Below are 16,693 nucleotides of genomic sequence, written 5' to 3'. Positions count from 1 at the left end.
ATTTCAATTTATAGCTGAGGTTCTCGAAGCTAGAAGTTTGGTGATAATTCGTATTTTTTATAGAAATTATCTAAAGCTTCCACCACTTCATCTTCGTTATCTACAATTTTAAATAATTTTAAATCTTCTGGTGATGCATTTTTAAATTTGTCTATCATTACAGATTGAATCCAATCCATTAAACCTGACCAAAATTCAGTTCCCACTAAAATAATAGGGAATTTGGCAATTTTTTTAGTTTGGATTAATGTAATCGCTTCAAACATTTCGTCTAATGTTCCGAAACCACCAGGCATTACCACAAAACCTTGAGAATATTTTACAAACATTACTTTTCGTACAAAAAAGTAATCGAAATTTAAGTTTTTATCTCGGTCAATATAGGGATTAAAATGTTGTTCAAAAGGCAATTCAATATTTAAACCTACAGACGTTCCACCGCCGTGATGTGCACCTTTGTTCCCAGCTTCCATAATTCCGGGTCCTCCACCTGTAATGACTCCGTATCCAGCTTTTGAAATTTTGTATGCTATTTTTTCGGCAAGTAAATAATATTTGTCTTCTGGTTTTGTTCTTGCTGAACCAAAAATAGATACACAAGGACCTATGCGTCCCATAGTTTCGTATCCATTTACAAATTCAGACATAATTTTAAAAATAGCCCAAGAATCGTTTGCTCTTACTTCGTTCCAAGTTTTTTGTTTTAATTTATCTTGAATTCTTTCCTCTTCATTTTGGTATATTCCACTCATATTTTTCTTTTTTATATTAAATAAGTGATCTAAGATAATTCTTTTTTCAAAAACTGTGCCGTATAACTCTTTTTATTTTTTATAATTTCTTCGGGTGTGCCTTTGCATAAAACTTCTCCGCCACCTTTTCCGCCTTCTAAACCAATGTCAATTATATAATCGGCCAATTTAATTACGTCTAAATTATGTTCAATAATTAAAACCGTATTTCCTTTGTCTACTAATTTATTTATGACATCCATTAAAATGCGAATGTCTTCAAAATGCAAACCGGTAGTCGGTTCATCTAAAATATAAAAGGTATTTCCCGTATCTTTTTTAGATAATTCTCCGGCTAATTTAATTCGTTGTGCTTCACCACCAGAAAGAGTGGTACTTTGTTGTCCTAATGTGATGTATCCCAAACCAACATCTTGAATGGTTTTTACTTTTCGATATATTTTTGGAATATTTTCAAAGAAATCTACGGCTTCATCAACTGTCATATTTAATACATCTGAAATAGATTTTCCTTTGAAACGAATTTCTAAGGTTTCTCTATTAAAACGTTTTCCTTGGCAGGTTTCGCATTCTACATACACATCGGGTAAAAAACTCATTTCAATAGTTCTTACACCAGAACCCTCACAGGTTTCACAACGTCCACCTTTTACATTAAAACTAAAACGTCCTGGTTTATAGCCACGAATTTGCGCTTCGGATGTCAAAGTAAATAAACTTCTTATTTCCGAAAAAACATCGGTATAAGTTGCTGGATTGCTTCGCGGTGTTCTACCAATAGGACTTTGATCAATATCAATAACCTTGTCTAAATGTTCTAATCCTTCAATTTTTTTATAAGGTTGTGGTTTTTTAACCGCGTTATAAAAGTGTGCATTTAAAATAGGGAAGAGCGTTTCATTTATTAAGGTTGATTTTCCACTTCCAGAAACCCCTGAAACACAAATTAATTGTCCTAAAGGTATTTCTATAGAAACATTTTTTAGGTTGTTTCCTGTAGCACCTGATAATTTTAAAAATTTTCCGTTACCTTTTCTACGCGTTTTTGGTACTTCAATTTTCATTTTACCATTTAAATATTGTGCAGTAATTGTATTTTCTTTTACTAATGCAGCTGGCGTGCCTTGGCTAATAATTTGTCCGCCATATTTACCAGCTTTCGGACCAATATCAATCACGTGATCGGCTCGAACTATCATATCTTTGTCGTGTTCCACCACTAAAACCGAGTTGCCAATATCGCGTAAGCTTTCTAATGATTTTATTAATCTTTCATTGTCGCGTTGGTGCAATCCGATACTGGGTTCGTCTAAAATGTATAAAACGCCAACTAATTGCGAACCAATTTGTGTTGCCAATCGTATACGTTGTGCTTCTCCACCAGAAAGCGTTTTGGAGCTTCTATTTAAACATAAATAATCTAAGCCAACATCTAATAGAAAATTAATTCGAGCGTTGATTTCTTTTAAAATTTCAAGAGAAATGGTTTGTTGTTTTTCCGACATATGATTCGGTAAATCCGAAAACCACTGTTGTAATTCTACAATATCCATTTGCACTAAATCGCCAATACTTTTTTCGTTGATTTTAAAGTACAATACTTCTTTTCGTAAACGTGTTCCGTGACATTCCGAACATTCGTTTTCGTCCATAAATTCTTTTGCCCAACGTTTAATACTTGCCGATTCGGATTGTTCAAACTGATTTTTAATGAAATTGGATATTCCTTCAAAGTCAATTTTATAATCTTTAGTGATGCCCATCACTTTAGAAACTACTGAAAATTTTTCATTTCCACCATATAAAATCATATCCATTGCTTCTGCAGGAATGGTTTCTATATTATCCGTAATCTTAAATCCGTATTTTTCACCAATAAATTCTAATTGCTTAAAAATCCAAGTGCTTTTATATTCACCCAAAGGTGCAAAACCTCCTGATTTTATTGATAATTTTGGATTAGGAATAATTTTTTGAAGATTAATTTCATTTACAATTCCTAAACCATTACAGTTCGGGCAAGCCCCTTTTGGTGAATTGAAGGAAAAATTATTAGGTTCTGGATTGGGATACGAAATACCAGAAGTAGGACACATTAAACTTCTACTATAAAACCGGACTTCTTGAGCATCTTGTTCAATAACCATTAAAATATCATCTCCATGATGCATGGCTACTTTGATGCTTTCAGTTAACCGTTTATCGGTGTCATCGTCTTGTTTTACAGCCACTCTATCAATTACAATTTCAATATCGTGTGTTTTATAGCGATCCACTTTCATACCATATTCCAAATCTTTTATCACTCCGTTTACACGAACTTTTAAAAAACCTTGTTTGGCAATTTGTTCAAATAATTCTCTGTAATGTCCTTTACGGGAACGAATTACTGGTGCTAAAATGTTGATTTTTTTCCCATCAAATTCATTGTAAATTAATTCTTTAATTTGATCATCTGAATAAGAAACCATTTTTTCGCCCGTATTGTAACTGTATGCATCAGCAGCACGAGCAAATAATAATCTAAGAAAATCGTAAATTTCTGTAATAGTACCAACGGTTGAACGTGGACTTTTATTGGTTGTTTTTTGCTCAATGGCAATCACTGGAGATAATCCATCAATTTTATCTACATCAGGACGTTCTAAACCGCCTAGAAATTGGCGTGCATAGGCAGAAAACGTTTCGATGTATCTACGTTGCCCTTCCGCATAAATAGTATCAAAGGCAAGTGAAGACTTTCCAGAACCCGACAAACCTGTGATAACCACTAATTTTTCGCGAGGAATGGTAACATCAATATTTTTTAAATTATGAGTACGAGCCCCAATAATTTCAATGGAATTTTCTGTGTGTTGCATACAATTTTTATCAAAACGCAAAATTACAATTTTTTAGTTCAATTGTAAGACAGAAACAAGTTTTGTTTTTATTAAGTTTTTATTTTTTCAGAATTTTATCATCTACAAAATTTGCAATAAAACCTAGTTTCATTCTGATTAGCATTTTCTTTTCAAAATTCCAGAAGAAAGTAAATTGTCCGAAAATAAAACCTATAAAAACAAGTAAAATTTGATAAATAGGAAAAATTAATACCAATCGTAAAATACGATATAGCCAATGCGGTTGAAAGGTTTCGGGAATTCCAATAAATGACAGGAAAGGTTTCGCTAGTTGCAATGAACTAAAACCGGTAATAGCAAAAACAATCAAAATGCTCACTAATTGCCAGTTACTAGAAATATTCCAACGTTTTTTTAACCTATTCATTTTTTAAAATTTATCGGTATAAAGATAAAAAAAAGTCCCGAAAAATCGGAACTAAATTTTATTTTTGGTAAACGTATTTATCATTTGAATTATTTGTTTTTCAATAAACTAATAATTTGCTCAGCTAATTCTGTACCAATTCTGTCTTGCGCTTCTAAAGTAGCCGCACCAATATGTGGTGTTAATGAAATTTTTGGTTGCATTAATATTTGAATTTCTGGAGTAGGCTCGTTTTCAAAAACATCTAAACCAGCAAATAATACTTTTCCGTTATCAATAGCTTCAATTAATGCTACTTCGTTAATTACGCCACCACGAGCACAGTTTACAATTCCCACTTCATTTTTCATCATTTCAAATTCGGCTTTGTCTAAAACATAACCGTCTTGTGCTGGCACGTGAAGTGTAATAAAGTCAGAATGTTTTAAAACGTCTTCTAAAGGTTCTGTGATGATATCTACATTAATAAATTGACCGTTATAAAAATCCACTCTAATTACGGCTTCGTTAATATATTTATCGGCAGCAATCACTTTCATTCCAATTCCTAAAGCTAATTTCGCCACCGCTTGTCCGATTCTTCCAAATCCAATAATACCTATTGTTTTTCCTCTAAGTTCTAATCCGTCAGCGTAGGCTTTTTTTAATCCATTGAAATTGGTATCACCTTCTAAAGGCATATTTCTATTGGCATCATGTAAAAATCGAACGCCAGAAAATAAATGTGCAAAAACCAATTCCGCCACACTTTCAGATGATGAAGCTGGCGTGTTAATTACATGAATTCCTTTTGATCGTGCATATTCTACATCGATGTTATCCATTCCAACACCGCCACGACCAATAATTTTTAATCCTGGACAAGCATCAATAATGTCTTGTTTTACTTTTGTGGCACTTCTTACCAAAATTACTTGTACATCATTTGTATTGATGTAATTGGCTACTTGTTCTTGTGCTACTTTTGTAGTAATTACTTCAAAACCCGCATTTTCTAATGTGGTGATTCCGCTTTTTGAAATTCCGTCGTTTGCTAATACTTTCATATTTGAGTTTATGAGTTTAAAAAGTTTATGAGTTTAAAAGTGAAACTCAACTATAATTTATATTCTATTTTTCTGAACACTAAATACTGATTACTGAGCACTAATTTCCAATTCTTTCATTACATCTACCAATACTTGAACACTCTCCAATGGAAGTGCGTTATACATAGAAGCACGATAGCCTCCAACAGAACGGTGCCCAGTCAATCCTGATATTCCTGCGGCTTTCCACATCGCATCAAATTTTTCAGTTAGGCTTTCGTCAGTTAAAACAAATGTGGCGTTCATAATACTTCTATCTTCCGTGGCAGCTGTTCCTTCAAATAATTTATTTCTGTCAATTTCTGAATATAATAAGGCTGCTTTTTTATTGTTTATTTTTTCAATAGCTGCAATTCCGCCTAAATTTTTTAACCATTGTAAGGTTAATAAGGAAGCATAAACAGGAAATACCGGCGGCGTATTGTACATACTTTCAGCTTTTATATGTTTTTCATAATCCAGCATACTTGGAATATAACGACCTGTTTTTCCTAAGATTTCTTCTTTTATTACTACCAGTGTAGTTCCGGCAGGACCCATATTTTTTTGTGCCCCAGCGTAAATAATATCAAATTGTGAAAAATCTAATGTTCTTGAAAAAATATCCGAACTCATATCGCAAACCATAGGTACATTTGTTTTTGGAAATGATTTCATTTGTGTTCCAAAAATGGTATTATTACTAGTACAGTGAAAATAACTTGCATCAGTTGGAATTTCTATGTTTTTTGGGATATAATTATAATTGGCCTCTTTAGAAGAACCTACAATAAGTGTTTCCCCGAAATGTTTGGCTTCTTTTATAGCATTGTTTGCCCATGTTCCCGTATCTAAATACGCTGCTTTTCCGTCAGATTTCATTAAGTTGTAAGGCACCATTAAGAATTCTAAGCTTGCACCACCAGCTAGAAATAACGCTTGATATCCTTTATTTTCTATACCCAAAAGTTCTAAAACTAAAGCTCTTGCATCATCCATAACAGCCACAAAATCTTTACTTCTGTGCGATATTTCTAATAAAGATAAATCGGAATTATTAAAATTTAAAATGGCTTGAGCTGATTTTTCAAATACTTCTTGTGGCAAAATACAAGGTCCTGCGCTATAATTGTGTTTTTTCATAATGTGGTTGTAGTTTGGTGCAAATTTCAGGTTTTTAGAAAATCTGCCCAAAATTAAATTTATGATATAGAAACGACTTATTAACAATATCGATTTCGAAAAATATTATTTTTCTTTTTTTGATGCCTTTCGATTGGAGTTTACTTTTGCTTCCAAATTGAATTTCGGTTGGTGTTTGTGTACGTCTTTTTCTTTTTGTGTTTTAATTATCGTACTAATTTTAGAAACTGTCATTTTATAAATTAATTAGAAACTGCATTGTGTCTACATTGTCAGCATAATCCCATAAATTAGGTTTTTGAGTGTTTCCAAAATAGACTGAATTTTCAATACTTCCATTTGAAACAACACATTGAATCATTTCTGCATCTTGTTGTAAACGTAATTTTACTTCATTTATGTCTTCATAAAATTCATAAAACACGGAAGAAATAGGCGAGGCGTGACTGATATCTTCTTTAATAGTTAAAAATTCATTATCTAATAATTGAAAATTACTCATTAAAAAAACCGCCTTGTTATAATCGTAATTATTGGCATATTTTTCATAATAAATTACATCTTTTTGAGCATACATTCCATTAAAAAACGCATCGAAATTATAATTTTTCGGCACAAAAATTTTAGACACATTTCGGCAACCTAATCCAAAATATCTAAAAACATCTTCACTTAACAAAGTCATTTCTTCAGGAGTTTCATTTCCAGTCAAAACTGCGACAGAATTTCTACTTTTTCTAATGATAGAAGGTTTGTTTTTAAAATAATATTCAAAATATCTTGCTGTATTGTTGCTTCCAGTAGCAATAACGGCATCGTAATTTTCTAATTTATCTTCAACAAACGTTATTTTTTCATTAAATCGATTATCCAACGAAATTAAATATTTGGCTAAAAATTTAATTAAATAATCGTCTTTACTTGATGTTTTAACTAATACATTATTTCCTGAAATTAAAACGGATAAAAAATCGTGAAAACCTACTAACGGAATATTTCCTGCTAAAATTAAACCTACGTTTTTGGGTTCTTTTTCAATAAAATTGTACGCAGAAAGCCACTGATTTAAGTTGTTTTCAGTTAAAGCATCAGACCAACTTGAAATGCTAAAATGTACATTTTCAGGTGTAAACCAATTATTATGTGATTGCGACAAGGCAATTAAATCTACAAACGAGTTAAAAAACAAATCATTATATTTTACTTGCTCATTTTGTTGATTATTATCTAAAGAAAATTGACTTAAAAACTTTCCCAATTCAACAAAATTATTTTTTATTTCAATTTGTAACATATGTAACTTGTTTATATTTAGTTTACGTTGTATTTTTGCACAAAGTTACGAAGTAAAAAGCAGATTTTATAAACTTCTAAACTTTAAACTTTTAAACAAAAGGAATAATGGCAATTATAATAACAGACGAATGTATTAATTGTGGGGCTTGTGAACCAGAATGTCCAAATACTGCAATATATGAAGGTGCGGATGATTGGCGTTGGAAAGACGGAACCAAACTTTCAGGAAAAATAATTTTACCAGACGGAACAGAAATTGATGCAGATGCGGCACAAACGCCAGTTTCTGATGATTTATATTACATTGTTCCAGGAAAGTGTACTGAATGTAAAGGGTTTCACGATGAACCTCAATGTGCGGCAGTTTGCCCAGTTGATTGTTGTGTACCAGATGATAATCACGTAGAAAGTGAAGAAACACTTTTAAATAGACAAGCATTTTTGCATAACGAATAATACCTTAAACCCCAAAGTGGCGTTTTTGATAGTAAAATAATAATAAATTGAACCGATGTGAAGTCCCCTTCGGGGATTTAGGGGCTTTAAAATATGAAAGCAGGAATTGTAGGCTTACCAAATGTTGGAAAATCAACGTTATTTAATTGTTTATCAAACGCAAAAGCACAAAGTGCTAATTTTCCGTTTTGTACTATCGAGCCAAATATTGGTGTAGTAAATGTTCCAGATCCAAGAATCAATCGTTTGGAAGAATTGGTAAAACCAGAACGTGTGCAAATGGCTACTGTTGATATTGTTGATATTGCAGGTTTAGTTAAAGGTGCGAGTAAAGGAGAAGGATTGGGAAATCAGTTTTTAGGAAATATTAGAGAATGTAACGCCATTATTCACGTGTTACGTTGTTTTGATAATGACAATATTGTTCACGTAGATGGAAATGTAAACCCAATTCGTGATAAAGAAACTATTGACATCGAATTACAATTAAAAGACTTAGAAACGGTTGAAAAACGTTTAGAAAAAGCAAATAAAGGAGCTAAAACCGGTAACGCTGAGGCTAAAATAGAAAAAGGAATTTTAGATAGAATTAAAGAAGCTTTATTACAAGGAAAATCGGCAAGAACGGTTGTGCCAAATGGTAATGAAGAAGAAGTTTTATATGAAGCATTTCAATTAATTACAGCTAAACCTGTTTTGTATGTTTGTAATGTGGATGAAGCATCAGCTGTAAATGGAAACAAATATGTAGACCAAGTTAAAGAATTAGTAAAAGACGAACAAGCAGAAGTTATCATTCTTTCAGTAGGAGCCGAAGCGGATATCACAGAATTAGAAAGTTACGAAGAACGTCAAGTTTTCTTGGAAGATATGGGATTATCTGAACCAGGTTCGGCAGTTTTAATTCGTGCAGCTTATAAATTATTGAACTTACAAACGTATTTTACAGCGGGTGTAAAAGAAGTTAGAGCTTGGACCATTCAAGTTGGTGATACAGCTCCGCAAGCAGCAGGAGTAATTCACTCTGATTTTGAAAAAGGATTTATTCGTGCAGAAGTAATTGCTTTTGAAGATTATTCTAATTTCGGTACAGAAGCCAAATGTAAAGAAGCAGGAAAATTAAGAGTAGAAGGAAAAGAATACATTGTAAAAGATGGTGATGTAATGCATTTCCGTTTTAATGTGTAATTTTAGAATATAGAGAATAGAATATAGAGAAAACCGTTGCAGAAATGTAACGGTTTTTTTCTTGCCAATTATTTAAGAAATCAAATTTAATTGCAGTTTTAAGTCTATATTTTGTGTTCTATTCTCTATATTCTAAAACTGAAAACTTCTTAATAACTTCTTTAAAAACCATTTTTATTTTTTAATGAAATCCTTTATCTTGCAAAAAATACAAATTCCGATTTATGCAAGAGCAACAAGATCAATATAACGAAGATAATATACGTTCACTCGACTGGAAAGAGCATATTCGTATGCGTCCAGGGATGTATATTGGTAAGTTAGGAGATGGTTCATCACCAGATGATGGTATTTATATTTTATTAAAAGAAGTTCTCGATAACTGTATCGACGAATTTGTAATGGGTGCTGGTAAAGTAATTGAAGTCACCTTAAAAGACAAAATGATGACGGTGCGCGATTATGGTCGTGGTATTCCTTTAGGAAAAGTGGTGGATGTTGTTTCTAAAATGAACACAGGAGGAAAATACGATTCCAAAGCGTTTAAAAAATCAGTAGGACTTAATGGGGTAGGAACCAAGGCAGTTAATGCGTTGTCAAATTATTTCCGTGTAGAATCGGTTCGTGATAACCAGCAAAAAGCCGCCGAATTTTCTGCAGGAAATTTAACTCTTGAAGAAGATGTTATAGAATCTACCAAGCGAAAAGGTACAAAAGTATCTTTCGTTGCTGATGAAGCTATTTTTAAAAACTACAAGTATCGTAATGAGTATATCATTAAAATGCTTAAAAATTATTGTTACCTAAATACAGGTTTAACAATATATTTTAATGGCGAAAAATATTATTCAGACAATGGTTTAAAAGATTTATTAGAGGAAAACATTGCCGAAGAAGATATGGTGTATCCAATTATTCACCTTTTAGGCGATGATATTGAAGTAGCCATTACGCATAGTAAAACCCAATATTCAGAAGAATATTATTCTTTTGTAAACGGACAAAACACTACACAAGGTGGAACGCATTTAGGGGCATTCAGAGAAGCATTAGTAAAAACCATAAAAGAGTTTTATAACAAACCTTTTGAAGCGTCAGACATTCGTAAATCAATTGTTTCGGCCATTGTGGTTCGTGTGGAAGAACCCGTTTTTGAAAGTCAGACGAAAACCAAATTAGGTTCTACCGATATGGGACCTGATGCGCCATCGGTTAGAACGTTTGTAAACGATTTTATGAAAACGAAGTTAGACAACTTCTTACATAAAAATCCTGAAGTTGCCGATGCTTTACTTCGCAAAATTCTTCAAGCCGAGCGTGAGCGAAAAGAATTATCAGGAATTAGAAAATTAGCAAAAGACAGAGCAAAGAAAGCCAATCTTCACAACAAAAAATTACGCGATTGTAGAGTGCATTTAACCGATGCTAAAAACCCAAGAAGTTTAGAGAGTACGCTTTTTATTACTGAGGGAGATTCAGCTTCTGGTTCCATTACTAAAAGTCGTGATGTAAATACACAAGCCGTTTTTAGTTTACGTGGTAAGCCATTAAACTCGTATGGTATGACCAAAAAAATTGTGTACGAAAACGAAGAATTCAATTTATTGCAAGCGGCATTGAATATTGAAGAAAGTATGGAAGATTTACGTTACAACAATATCGTAATTGCAACCGATGCTGATGTCGATGGTATGCACATTCGTTTGTTGTTAATTACCTTCTTCTTGCAGTTTTTTCCTGAAATGATTAAAGAAGGGCATTTATATATTTTGCAAACACCATTATTCAGAATTCGAAATAAAAGAGAAACCATTTATTGCTATTCGGAAGAAGAACGAAAAGCGGCGATGGAAAAACTAAAGCCAAAACCAGAAATTACCCGATTTAAAGGATTAGGAGAAATTTCGCCAGATGAGTTTAAAAATTTCATTGGAGAAACCATTCGTCTCGATCCTGTAATGTTAGATAAAGCCACGTCTATTGAGAAATTATTAGAATTCTATATGGGTAAAAATACACCCGACCGTCAAGAGTTTATTATTAATAACTTGAAGGTAGAATTAGATGTGGTGGAAGAGGAAGTTTAAAGAAAAAAACATACTGAAACTCTTTGTTAAATCAGAGAAAATAAATTCAGCATAATGAAAGACGAAGAAGAAAACATTCATCCAGAAGAAGAAAATACGAATAATATCAATTCAGAGGATAATTCAATTGATGATAATCAAGAGGATGAGCTTTCTGAAGAGATTATTGAAGTAGACGCCAAACACTTCGAAGGACAACATTTTTACGAAAACGACGAAAATCCGGAAGACACCATTACCAAAGTTACAGGAATGTACAAAGATTGGTTTTTGGACTACGCTTCGTATGTAATTTTAGAACGTGCTGTTCCTGCTATTGAAGATGGTTTCAAACCCGTACAACGTCGTATTATGCACTCGTTAAAGGAGTTAGATGATGGTCGTTATAACAAAGTAGCAAATGTTGTAGGGCACACGATGCAGTATCATCCTCACGGAGATGCCAGTATTGGTGATGCTATGGTACAAATTGGGCAGCGTGAATTGCTAATCGATTGTCAAGGAAACTGGGGAAATATTTTAACTGGCGATAGTGCAGCAGCTTCTCGTTACATTGAGGCACGTTTGTCAAAATTTGCTTTAGAGGTTTTATATTCTCCAAAAATTACTGATTGGGGTGTTTCTTACGATGGTCGTAGAGCTGAACCAAACAATTTACCTGTTAAATTTCCATTATTATTAGCTTCAGGAGCCGAAGGAATTGCGGTTGGATTGTCAACAAAAGTCTTACCTCATAATTTCAATGAATTAATAGACGCGTCTATAAAAATTTTAAAAGGAAAACCATTTACCATTTATCCTGATTTCCAAACGGCTGGTATTGCAGACGTTTCGAATTATAATGACGGTATGCGTGGTGGTAGAGTTCGAGTTCGTGCTAAAATTTCGCAATTAGACAAGCAAACGTTAGTGATTACTCAAATTCCGTTTTCAACGAATACGTCAACATTGATTGATAGTATTCTGAAAGCCAATGAAAAAGGAAAAATAAAAATTAAAAAGATTGAAGATAATACCGCTGCTGAGGTAGAAATATTAATTCATCTTTTCCCTGGTGTTTCGCCAGATAAATCTATTGACGCGTTATATGCTTTCACGGCTTGTGAAACTTCTGTAGCGCCTTTAGGTTGTGTAATTCAAGATAACAAACCGCTTTTTGTTGGTGTGTCTCATATGTTGAAAATTTCTACAGAGAGAACCGTGGAATTACTTCGAAAAGAATTAGAAATTCAATTAGAAGAATTAAAAACAAAATGGCATTTTTCTACTTTAGAAAAGATCTTCATTCGTGAAGAAATGTATATCGATTTCAAATTGTATTCGGACAGAGAAACACTTTACGAATATTTGTACAAACAATTTGAACCGTTTAAAAAGTATTTTGTTCGTGAAATCGTAGATGAAGATTTACAGAAATTAACGCAAATTCCAATGATTCGTATCACGCGATTTGATTCGGATAAAGCGGACGATTTTATTGCGAAGTTAGAAGACGAAATGAAAGAAGTTCAACATCATTTAGATAATTTAATTGATTTTGCTATTGATTATTTCGCCAAATTAAAAGAAAAATACGGAAAAGGAAGAGAGCGTCAAACGGAATTAAGAAGTTTTGATACGATTGAAGCTACAAAAGTAGTTTTACGTAATACCAAATTATACGTGAACAAAGAAGAAGGTTTCTTTGGGACAGGTTTGAAGAAAGATGAATATGTGGCCGATTGTTCCGATATTGATGATGTAATTGTTTTCCTAAGAGATGGAAGAATGATGATTGCCAAAGTAGACGATAAAAAATTCGTAGGTAAAGATATCATTCATATTGCGGTTTTCGATAAAAACGACAAACGTACCATTTATAATATGATTTATCGTGATGGTAAAAACGGTTCCACATTTATTAAACGATTTAATGTTTCTGGAGTAACTCGTGATAAATTTTACGATTTAACGCAAGAAAAACCAGGTTCGCAAGTCTTATATTTCTCTGCTAATCCAAATGGAGAAGCTGAGGTGGTGACTATTTTACTGCGTCAAGTGGGAAGTATTAAGAAACTGAAATGGGATCAAGATTTTTCTGATATTGCCATTAAAGGCCGTGCAAGTAAAGGAAATACGGTTACAAAATATCCAATCAAGAAAATTGAATTAAAAGAAAAAGGAATTTCAACACTTCGACCAAGAAAAATTTGGTTTGATGATACGGTTCATCGTTTAAATGTAGATGGAAGAGGTGAGTTGTTAGGTGAATTTAAACCTAACGATAGATTGCTTATCGCGAATCAATCGGGAAAAATTAAAACCATTATTCCAGAATTGACCACGCATTTTGATGAAGATATGATTGTGATGGAAAAATGGAATCCTAAGAAACCAATTTCTGCAATTTATTACGATGGTGAAAAAGAGCGTTATTTTGTAAAACGTTTCTTAATTGAAAACGAAAATAAAGAAGAAATTTTTATAACAGAACACGAGTCGTCTCAATTAGAAATTATTTCAACAGATTGGTTGCCAATGGCTGAGGTAGTTTATGCGAAAGTGAAAGGCGTACAAAAAGACAATCAGATTGTAAATTTAGATGAGTTTATTGCTGTTAAAGGAATTAAAGCGCTTGGAAATCAATTGACTACAGATAAAATAAAACAGATAAACATATTAGAATCATTACCTTATGAAGAGATTTTAGACGAACCAGAAGCTATGGTTACTGAAGAGTCTAATTCTGAATCACAAGATTTTAATATTGAATTAGACGATGACGGACAAATAACGTTGAGTTTAGAGTAAATTTCAAATACAAACCTGACAAGTTTTCGAAACCTGTCAGGTTTTTTTTATAATTTAATTCGTTACATCAGTATCTTTTAATTTTTCATCCATAATTTTATTATTGTATAAAACCACAGGTTTTTTGCTGTTTTTCTTCATTCTTAGATTTAAAAACTCTACAAATAACGAGAAGAAAATAGAGAAGTATAAATATCCTTTTGGAATACTATGAACGGTTTCACCACCAAAGAATTTAAAATTAGCTAAATGTGAACCTTCTGCTAAAAGCATCACTCCAATTAAAATTAAGAACGATAATCCTAAAATTTGTATGGTTGGGTGATTGTTTACGAATTTGCTTACAGGTCCTGCAAAAATCATCATAATTATAATTGAAATAATAATTGCCATAATCATAATTTCAATTGCACCAGCTGCACCAAAACCAACTGGTGGCTCAGCAGCACTTACCAAACCAATTGCCGTTAAAATACTATCAAACGAGAAAACAATATTTAACAAAGCAATTTGTAAAATAGCAGCACCTAATGTATTACTGGCTTTTCCATTAGTTCCTTCTTCATCACCTTCAAGTTTATGATGTATTTCGGATACGGATTTGTATAATAAAAATAATCCACCACCAAAAATAATTATGCTTTGTCCAGATATTTCTCCTGATAAAAACCCTAAATCAAAATCGAAAAATGATTTATTTAAACTCATTACCCAAGTTATACCAAAAAGCAGTATAACTCGAAATGTCATAGCTAACAACAATCCGATTCTTCTTGCTTTAGGCTGGTCTTTTTCTTCAAGTTTACCAGACACAATTGATAAAAATACAATATTATCAATTCCAAGAATAATTTCTAAAAAAGTTAAGGTTAATAGGGCAATCCAAGCGTCTGGGTTGGTTAATATTTCCATTTGGTAAGGTATAGATTTTGTTTTTAGAATTTAGCCTTTTATAAGACACACATATATTTTACGTTGAAAACTATAATTTAGTTACAGAACCAAATTGTTTTTTTGCATCTCCAACAAATGAATATTCAAAATTATATTTTAAGTCTTTGGTATTTAGTATTTTAACGTGAATTGCTTTTTTTTCTGCTCTGTTTTTTGGCTTCACATTTTCTAAAATATATTCACAGTCATTTATCCATCGTATAGAAAAAGTGTCAATAACTTTATTATAGTTTTCAATTTGAATAGAATCATTTCTTTCAAATGAACTCGTTAGTTTTTTACCATCAAAAGTGGTTTCTGAAGTAAATTTTCCGGTTTTAAAATCGGTACACTTTCTTTCTTGATTGTAACAAGAAACAAGTGTTAATGCGAATAGTAATATTATTTTTTTCATTTTATGTTTTATAACAATTCTGATAATTATCGAGTTAAATCCTTTTCACTTTTATTAAACACATAGGAACATAGGAAATATTATGTTAATTTGAGTAGCTTCGCTATCCATAGAAAACATAGATTAACTATTTTTTTACTCTGCTACTTTTTACTTTGCAACTTAGAAACTTAGAAACTTTTTACTTAGCAACTTTCCACTTTTACTTCTCAAACATACTTTTCATTATCGTATTAATGCCCTTAAACATTAAGTAAACAGAAAACCCACAAATTATAATTCCTAAAATCGCCACATAAATAAATAAAGGATGCTTTTGATTTTTAAAACTACTATTTAAGATAAAAACACCTACAAATAGCGTAGGTAGTGAACCTAATAATATACGAAGTCCTTTGTTTAGTATTATTTTATTTACAGACATATTATCTTTATTTTTGGCTAGTATAAAAATCAACAGCTTTTCTTACACTGCCATACTCTTGTAATAATTTTTCTCCTATTTCATACGACACTGGAATTTCATCCATTATCATTCGTATTCCTCTATCAATTAATTTATCATTACTTAATTGCATATCTACCATTTTATTGCCTTTTACTTTACCTAAAGCAATCATAGTGGACGTAGAAATCATATTTAATACTAATTTTTGTGCTGTTCCTGCTTTCATTCTGCTACTACCTGTAACAAATTCAGGTCCTACAATTACATCAATAGGATATTTTGCTGTTTGCGAAAGCGGACTTTGCGCATTACAACTGATACTTCCGGTAATAATATTATTTTCATTACATTTTTGCAATCCGCCAATCACATACGGAGTCGTTCCAGAAGCGGCAATACCGATTACAACATCATTTTCATTAATTTTCCACGCTTGTAAGTCTTTCCACGCTTGTTCTTTATCATCTTCAGCAAATTCAACGGCTTTTCTAATAGCGGTATCGCCACCTGCAATAATTCCAATAACGGTATCAAAATCTACACCAAACGTTGGCGGACATTCACTTGCATCAACTACGCCTAATCTACCAGAGGTTCCAGCGCCAATATAGAATAATCGTCCACCTATTTTCATTTTAGCAATAATTTGTTCAATTAATACTTCAATATTTGGTAACGCTTTTTCAACTGCTAATGGAACTGTTTTGTCTTCTGTATTGATGTGAGTAAGCAATTCGTTTACAGACATTTTTTCTAAATGTTCGTATTTTGATGCTTGCTCTGTAGTTTTTATAAATGTCATATATTTAGCCCTATTATTGTTGTTCAAATATACAAAGTATTTATAA

15 protein-coding genes are annotated in these 16,693 nt (G+C 32.3%); 4 read left to right on the top strand and 11 right to left on the bottom strand.

Annotated elements, in window-relative coordinates:
* Positions 1 to 29: 29 nt before the first annotated feature.
* The 7 genes from ACIQ16_RS04345 to ACIQ16_RS04315 all read right to left on the bottom strand — a co-directional run bounded on the left by ACIQ16_RS04345 (position 30) and on the right by ACIQ16_RS04315 (position 7,526).
* Positions 30 to 752, bottom strand: coding sequence for a TIGR00730 family Rossman fold protein (locus tag ACIQ16_RS04345; RefSeq protein ID WP_353077452.1), 723 nt, complete (start codon positions 750 to 752; stop codon positions 30 to 32).
* A 29-nt stretch (positions 753 to 781) separates the two neighbouring features.
* Positions 782 to 3,613, bottom strand: a complete 2,832-nt coding sequence (gene uvrA, locus ACIQ16_RS04340; RefSeq protein WP_396148993.1) for an excinuclease ABC subunit UvrA — start codon at positions 3,611 to 3,613, stop codon at positions 782 to 784.
* A 79-nt stretch (positions 3,614 to 3,692) separates the two neighbouring features.
* Positions 3,693 to 4,022 (bottom strand): DUF6787 family protein, encoded by a 330-nt coding sequence (locus ACIQ16_RS04335; RefSeq protein ID WP_396148991.1) that lies wholly within the window; start codon positions 4,020 to 4,022, stop codon positions 3,693 to 3,695.
* An 89-nt stretch (positions 4,023 to 4,111) separates the two neighbouring features.
* On the bottom strand, positions 4,112 to 5,068 hold the full coding sequence (locus tag ACIQ16_RS04330) for a D-2-hydroxyacid dehydrogenase (protein ID WP_396148989.1): 957 nt from the start codon (positions 5,066 to 5,068) through the stop codon (positions 4,112 to 4,114).
* A 90-nt stretch (positions 5,069 to 5,158) separates the two neighbouring features.
* Positions 5,159 to 6,232: a 3-phosphoserine/phosphohydroxythreonine transaminase gene (serC, locus tag ACIQ16_RS04325; protein WP_396148987.1), complete on the bottom strand. Its 1,074-nt coding sequence runs from the start codon at positions 6,230 to 6,232 to the stop codon at positions 5,159 to 5,161.
* A gap of 105 nt (positions 6,233 to 6,337) precedes the next feature.
* The gene (locus ACIQ16_RS04320; protein WP_353077461.1) at positions 6,338 to 6,466 is read right to left on the bottom strand and encodes a hypothetical protein; all 129 of its coding nucleotides are present in this window, start codon (positions 6,464 to 6,466) and stop codon (positions 6,338 to 6,340) included.
* A gap of 1 nt (position 6,467) precedes the next feature.
* On the bottom strand, positions 6,468 to 7,526 hold the full coding sequence (locus ACIQ16_RS04315; protein ID WP_396148985.1) for an acyl-CoA reductase: 1,059 nt from the start codon (positions 7,524 to 7,526) through the stop codon (positions 6,468 to 6,470).
* Between the two features lie 107 nt (positions 7,527 to 7,633).
* Here ACIQ16_RS04315 and ACIQ16_RS04310 point away from each other — a divergent pair, with 107 nt between their 5' ends.
* From ACIQ16_RS04310 to ACIQ16_RS04295, 4 genes are all read left to right on the top strand, one after another.
* The gene (locus ACIQ16_RS04310; RefSeq protein WP_353077466.1) at positions 7,634 to 7,984 is read left to right on the top strand and encodes a 4Fe-4S dicluster domain-containing protein; all 351 of its coding nucleotides are present in this window, start codon (positions 7,634 to 7,636) and stop codon (positions 7,982 to 7,984) included.
* A gap of 93 nt (positions 7,985 to 8,077) precedes the next feature.
* Positions 8,078 to 9,172: a redox-regulated ATPase YchF gene (gene ychF / locus ACIQ16_RS04305; protein ID WP_396148981.1), complete on the top strand. Its 1,095-nt coding sequence runs from the start codon at positions 8,078 to 8,080 to the stop codon at positions 9,170 to 9,172.
* Positions 9,173 to 9,396: 224 nt separating this feature from the next.
* The gene (locus tag ACIQ16_RS04300) at positions 9,397 to 11,259 is read left to right on the top strand and encodes a DNA topoisomerase IV subunit B (RefSeq protein WP_396148979.1); all 1,863 of its coding nucleotides are present in this window, start codon (positions 9,397 to 9,399) and stop codon (positions 11,257 to 11,259) included.
* 54 nt (positions 11,260 to 11,313) lie between these two features.
* Positions 11,314 to 14,049, top strand: coding sequence for a DNA gyrase/topoisomerase IV subunit A (locus ACIQ16_RS04295; RefSeq protein ID WP_396148977.1), 2,736 nt, complete (start codon positions 11,314 to 11,316; stop codon positions 14,047 to 14,049).
* Positions 14,050 to 14,103: 54 nt separating this feature from the next.
* Here the strand turns inward: ACIQ16_RS04295 and ACIQ16_RS04290 are convergent, their stop codons facing one another.
* The 4 genes from ACIQ16_RS04290 to murQ form a co-directional block, all read right to left on the bottom strand.
* Positions 14,104 to 14,961 carry a TerC family protein gene (locus ACIQ16_RS04290; RefSeq protein ID WP_396148975.1) on the bottom strand — a complete coding sequence of 286 codons (858 nt, stop codon included), beginning with the start codon at positions 14,959 to 14,961 and terminating at the stop codon, positions 14,104 to 14,106.
* 70 nt (positions 14,962 to 15,031) lie between these two features.
* On the bottom strand, positions 15,032 to 15,397 hold the full coding sequence (locus tag ACIQ16_RS04285) for a DNA topoisomerase IV (protein ID WP_396148973.1): 366 nt from the start codon (positions 15,395 to 15,397) through the stop codon (positions 15,032 to 15,034).
* Between the two features lie 202 nt (positions 15,398 to 15,599).
* Positions 15,600 to 15,821, bottom strand: coding sequence for a DUF6095 family protein (locus tag ACIQ16_RS04280; protein WP_396148971.1), 222 nt, complete (start codon positions 15,819 to 15,821; stop codon positions 15,600 to 15,602).
* A gap of 7 nt (positions 15,822 to 15,828) precedes the next feature.
* The gene (gene murQ / locus ACIQ16_RS04275; RefSeq protein ID WP_396148969.1) at positions 15,829 to 16,647 is read right to left on the bottom strand and encodes an N-acetylmuramic acid 6-phosphate etherase; all 819 of its coding nucleotides are present in this window, start codon (positions 16,645 to 16,647) and stop codon (positions 15,829 to 15,831) included.
* Positions 16,648 to 16,693: the final 46 nt, after the last annotated feature.

The sequence above is a fragment of the Flavobacterium sp. genome (genome assembly GCF_044360715.1).
Classification (GTDB): Bacteria; Bacteroidota; Bacteroidia; order Flavobacteriales; family Flavobacteriaceae; genus Flavobacterium.
The sequence above is the reverse complement of the archived record's forward strand: the minus strand, read 5'-3'. Positions and strand labels throughout refer to the sequence as shown.

Excerpts from the sequence above, each read along its gene's own strand:
- ACIQ16_RS04335 (WP_396148991.1), bottom strand. The coding sequence starts at position 4,022 with ATGAATAGGTTAAAAAAACGTTGGAATATTTCTAGTAACTGGCAATTA.
- ACIQ16_RS04315 (WP_396148985.1), bottom strand. The coding sequence starts at position 7,526 with ATGTTACAAATTGAAATAAAAAATAATTTTGTTGAATTGGGAAAGTTT.
- uvrA (WP_396148993.1), bottom strand. The coding sequence starts at position 3,613 with ATGCAACACACAGAAAATTCCATTGAAATTATTGGGGCTCGTACTCAT.
- ACIQ16_RS04280 (WP_396148971.1), bottom strand. The coding sequence starts at position 15,821 with ATGTCTGTAAATAAAATAATACTAAACAAAGGACTTCGTATATTATTA.
- ACIQ16_RS04290 (WP_396148975.1), bottom strand. The coding sequence starts at position 14,961 with ATGGAAATATTAACCAACCCAGACGCTTGGATTGCCCTATTAACCTTA.
- ACIQ16_RS04320 (WP_353077461.1), bottom strand. The coding sequence starts at position 6,466 with ATGACAGTTTCTAAAATTAGTACGATAATTAAAACACAAAAAGAAAAA.
- ACIQ16_RS04345 (WP_353077452.1), bottom strand. The coding sequence starts at position 752 with ATGAGTGGAATATACCAAAATGAAGAGGAAAGAATTCAAGATAAATTA.
- murQ (WP_396148969.1), bottom strand. The coding sequence starts at position 16,647 with ATGACATTTATAAAAACTACAGAGCAAGCATCAAAATACGAACATTTA.
- serC (WP_396148987.1), bottom strand. The coding sequence starts at position 6,232 with ATGAAAAAACACAATTATAGCGCAGGACCTTGTATTTTGCCACAAGAA.
- ACIQ16_RS04310 (WP_353077466.1), top strand. The coding sequence starts at position 7,634 with ATGGCAATTATAATAACAGACGAATGTATTAATTGTGGGGCTTGTGAA.
- ACIQ16_RS04285 (WP_396148973.1), bottom strand. The coding sequence starts at position 15,397 with ATGAAAAAAATAATATTACTATTCGCATTAACACTTGTTTCTTGTTAC.
- ACIQ16_RS04300 (WP_396148979.1), top strand. The coding sequence starts at position 9,397 with ATGCAAGAGCAACAAGATCAATATAACGAAGATAATATACGTTCACTC.
- ACIQ16_RS04295 (WP_396148977.1), top strand. The coding sequence starts at position 11,314 with ATGAAAGACGAAGAAGAAAACATTCATCCAGAAGAAGAAAATACGAAT.
- ychF (WP_396148981.1), top strand. The coding sequence starts at position 8,078 with ATGAAAGCAGGAATTGTAGGCTTACCAAATGTTGGAAAATCAACGTTA.
- ACIQ16_RS04330 (WP_396148989.1), bottom strand. The coding sequence starts at position 5,068 with ATGAAAGTATTAGCAAACGACGGAATTTCAAAAAGCGGAATCACCACA.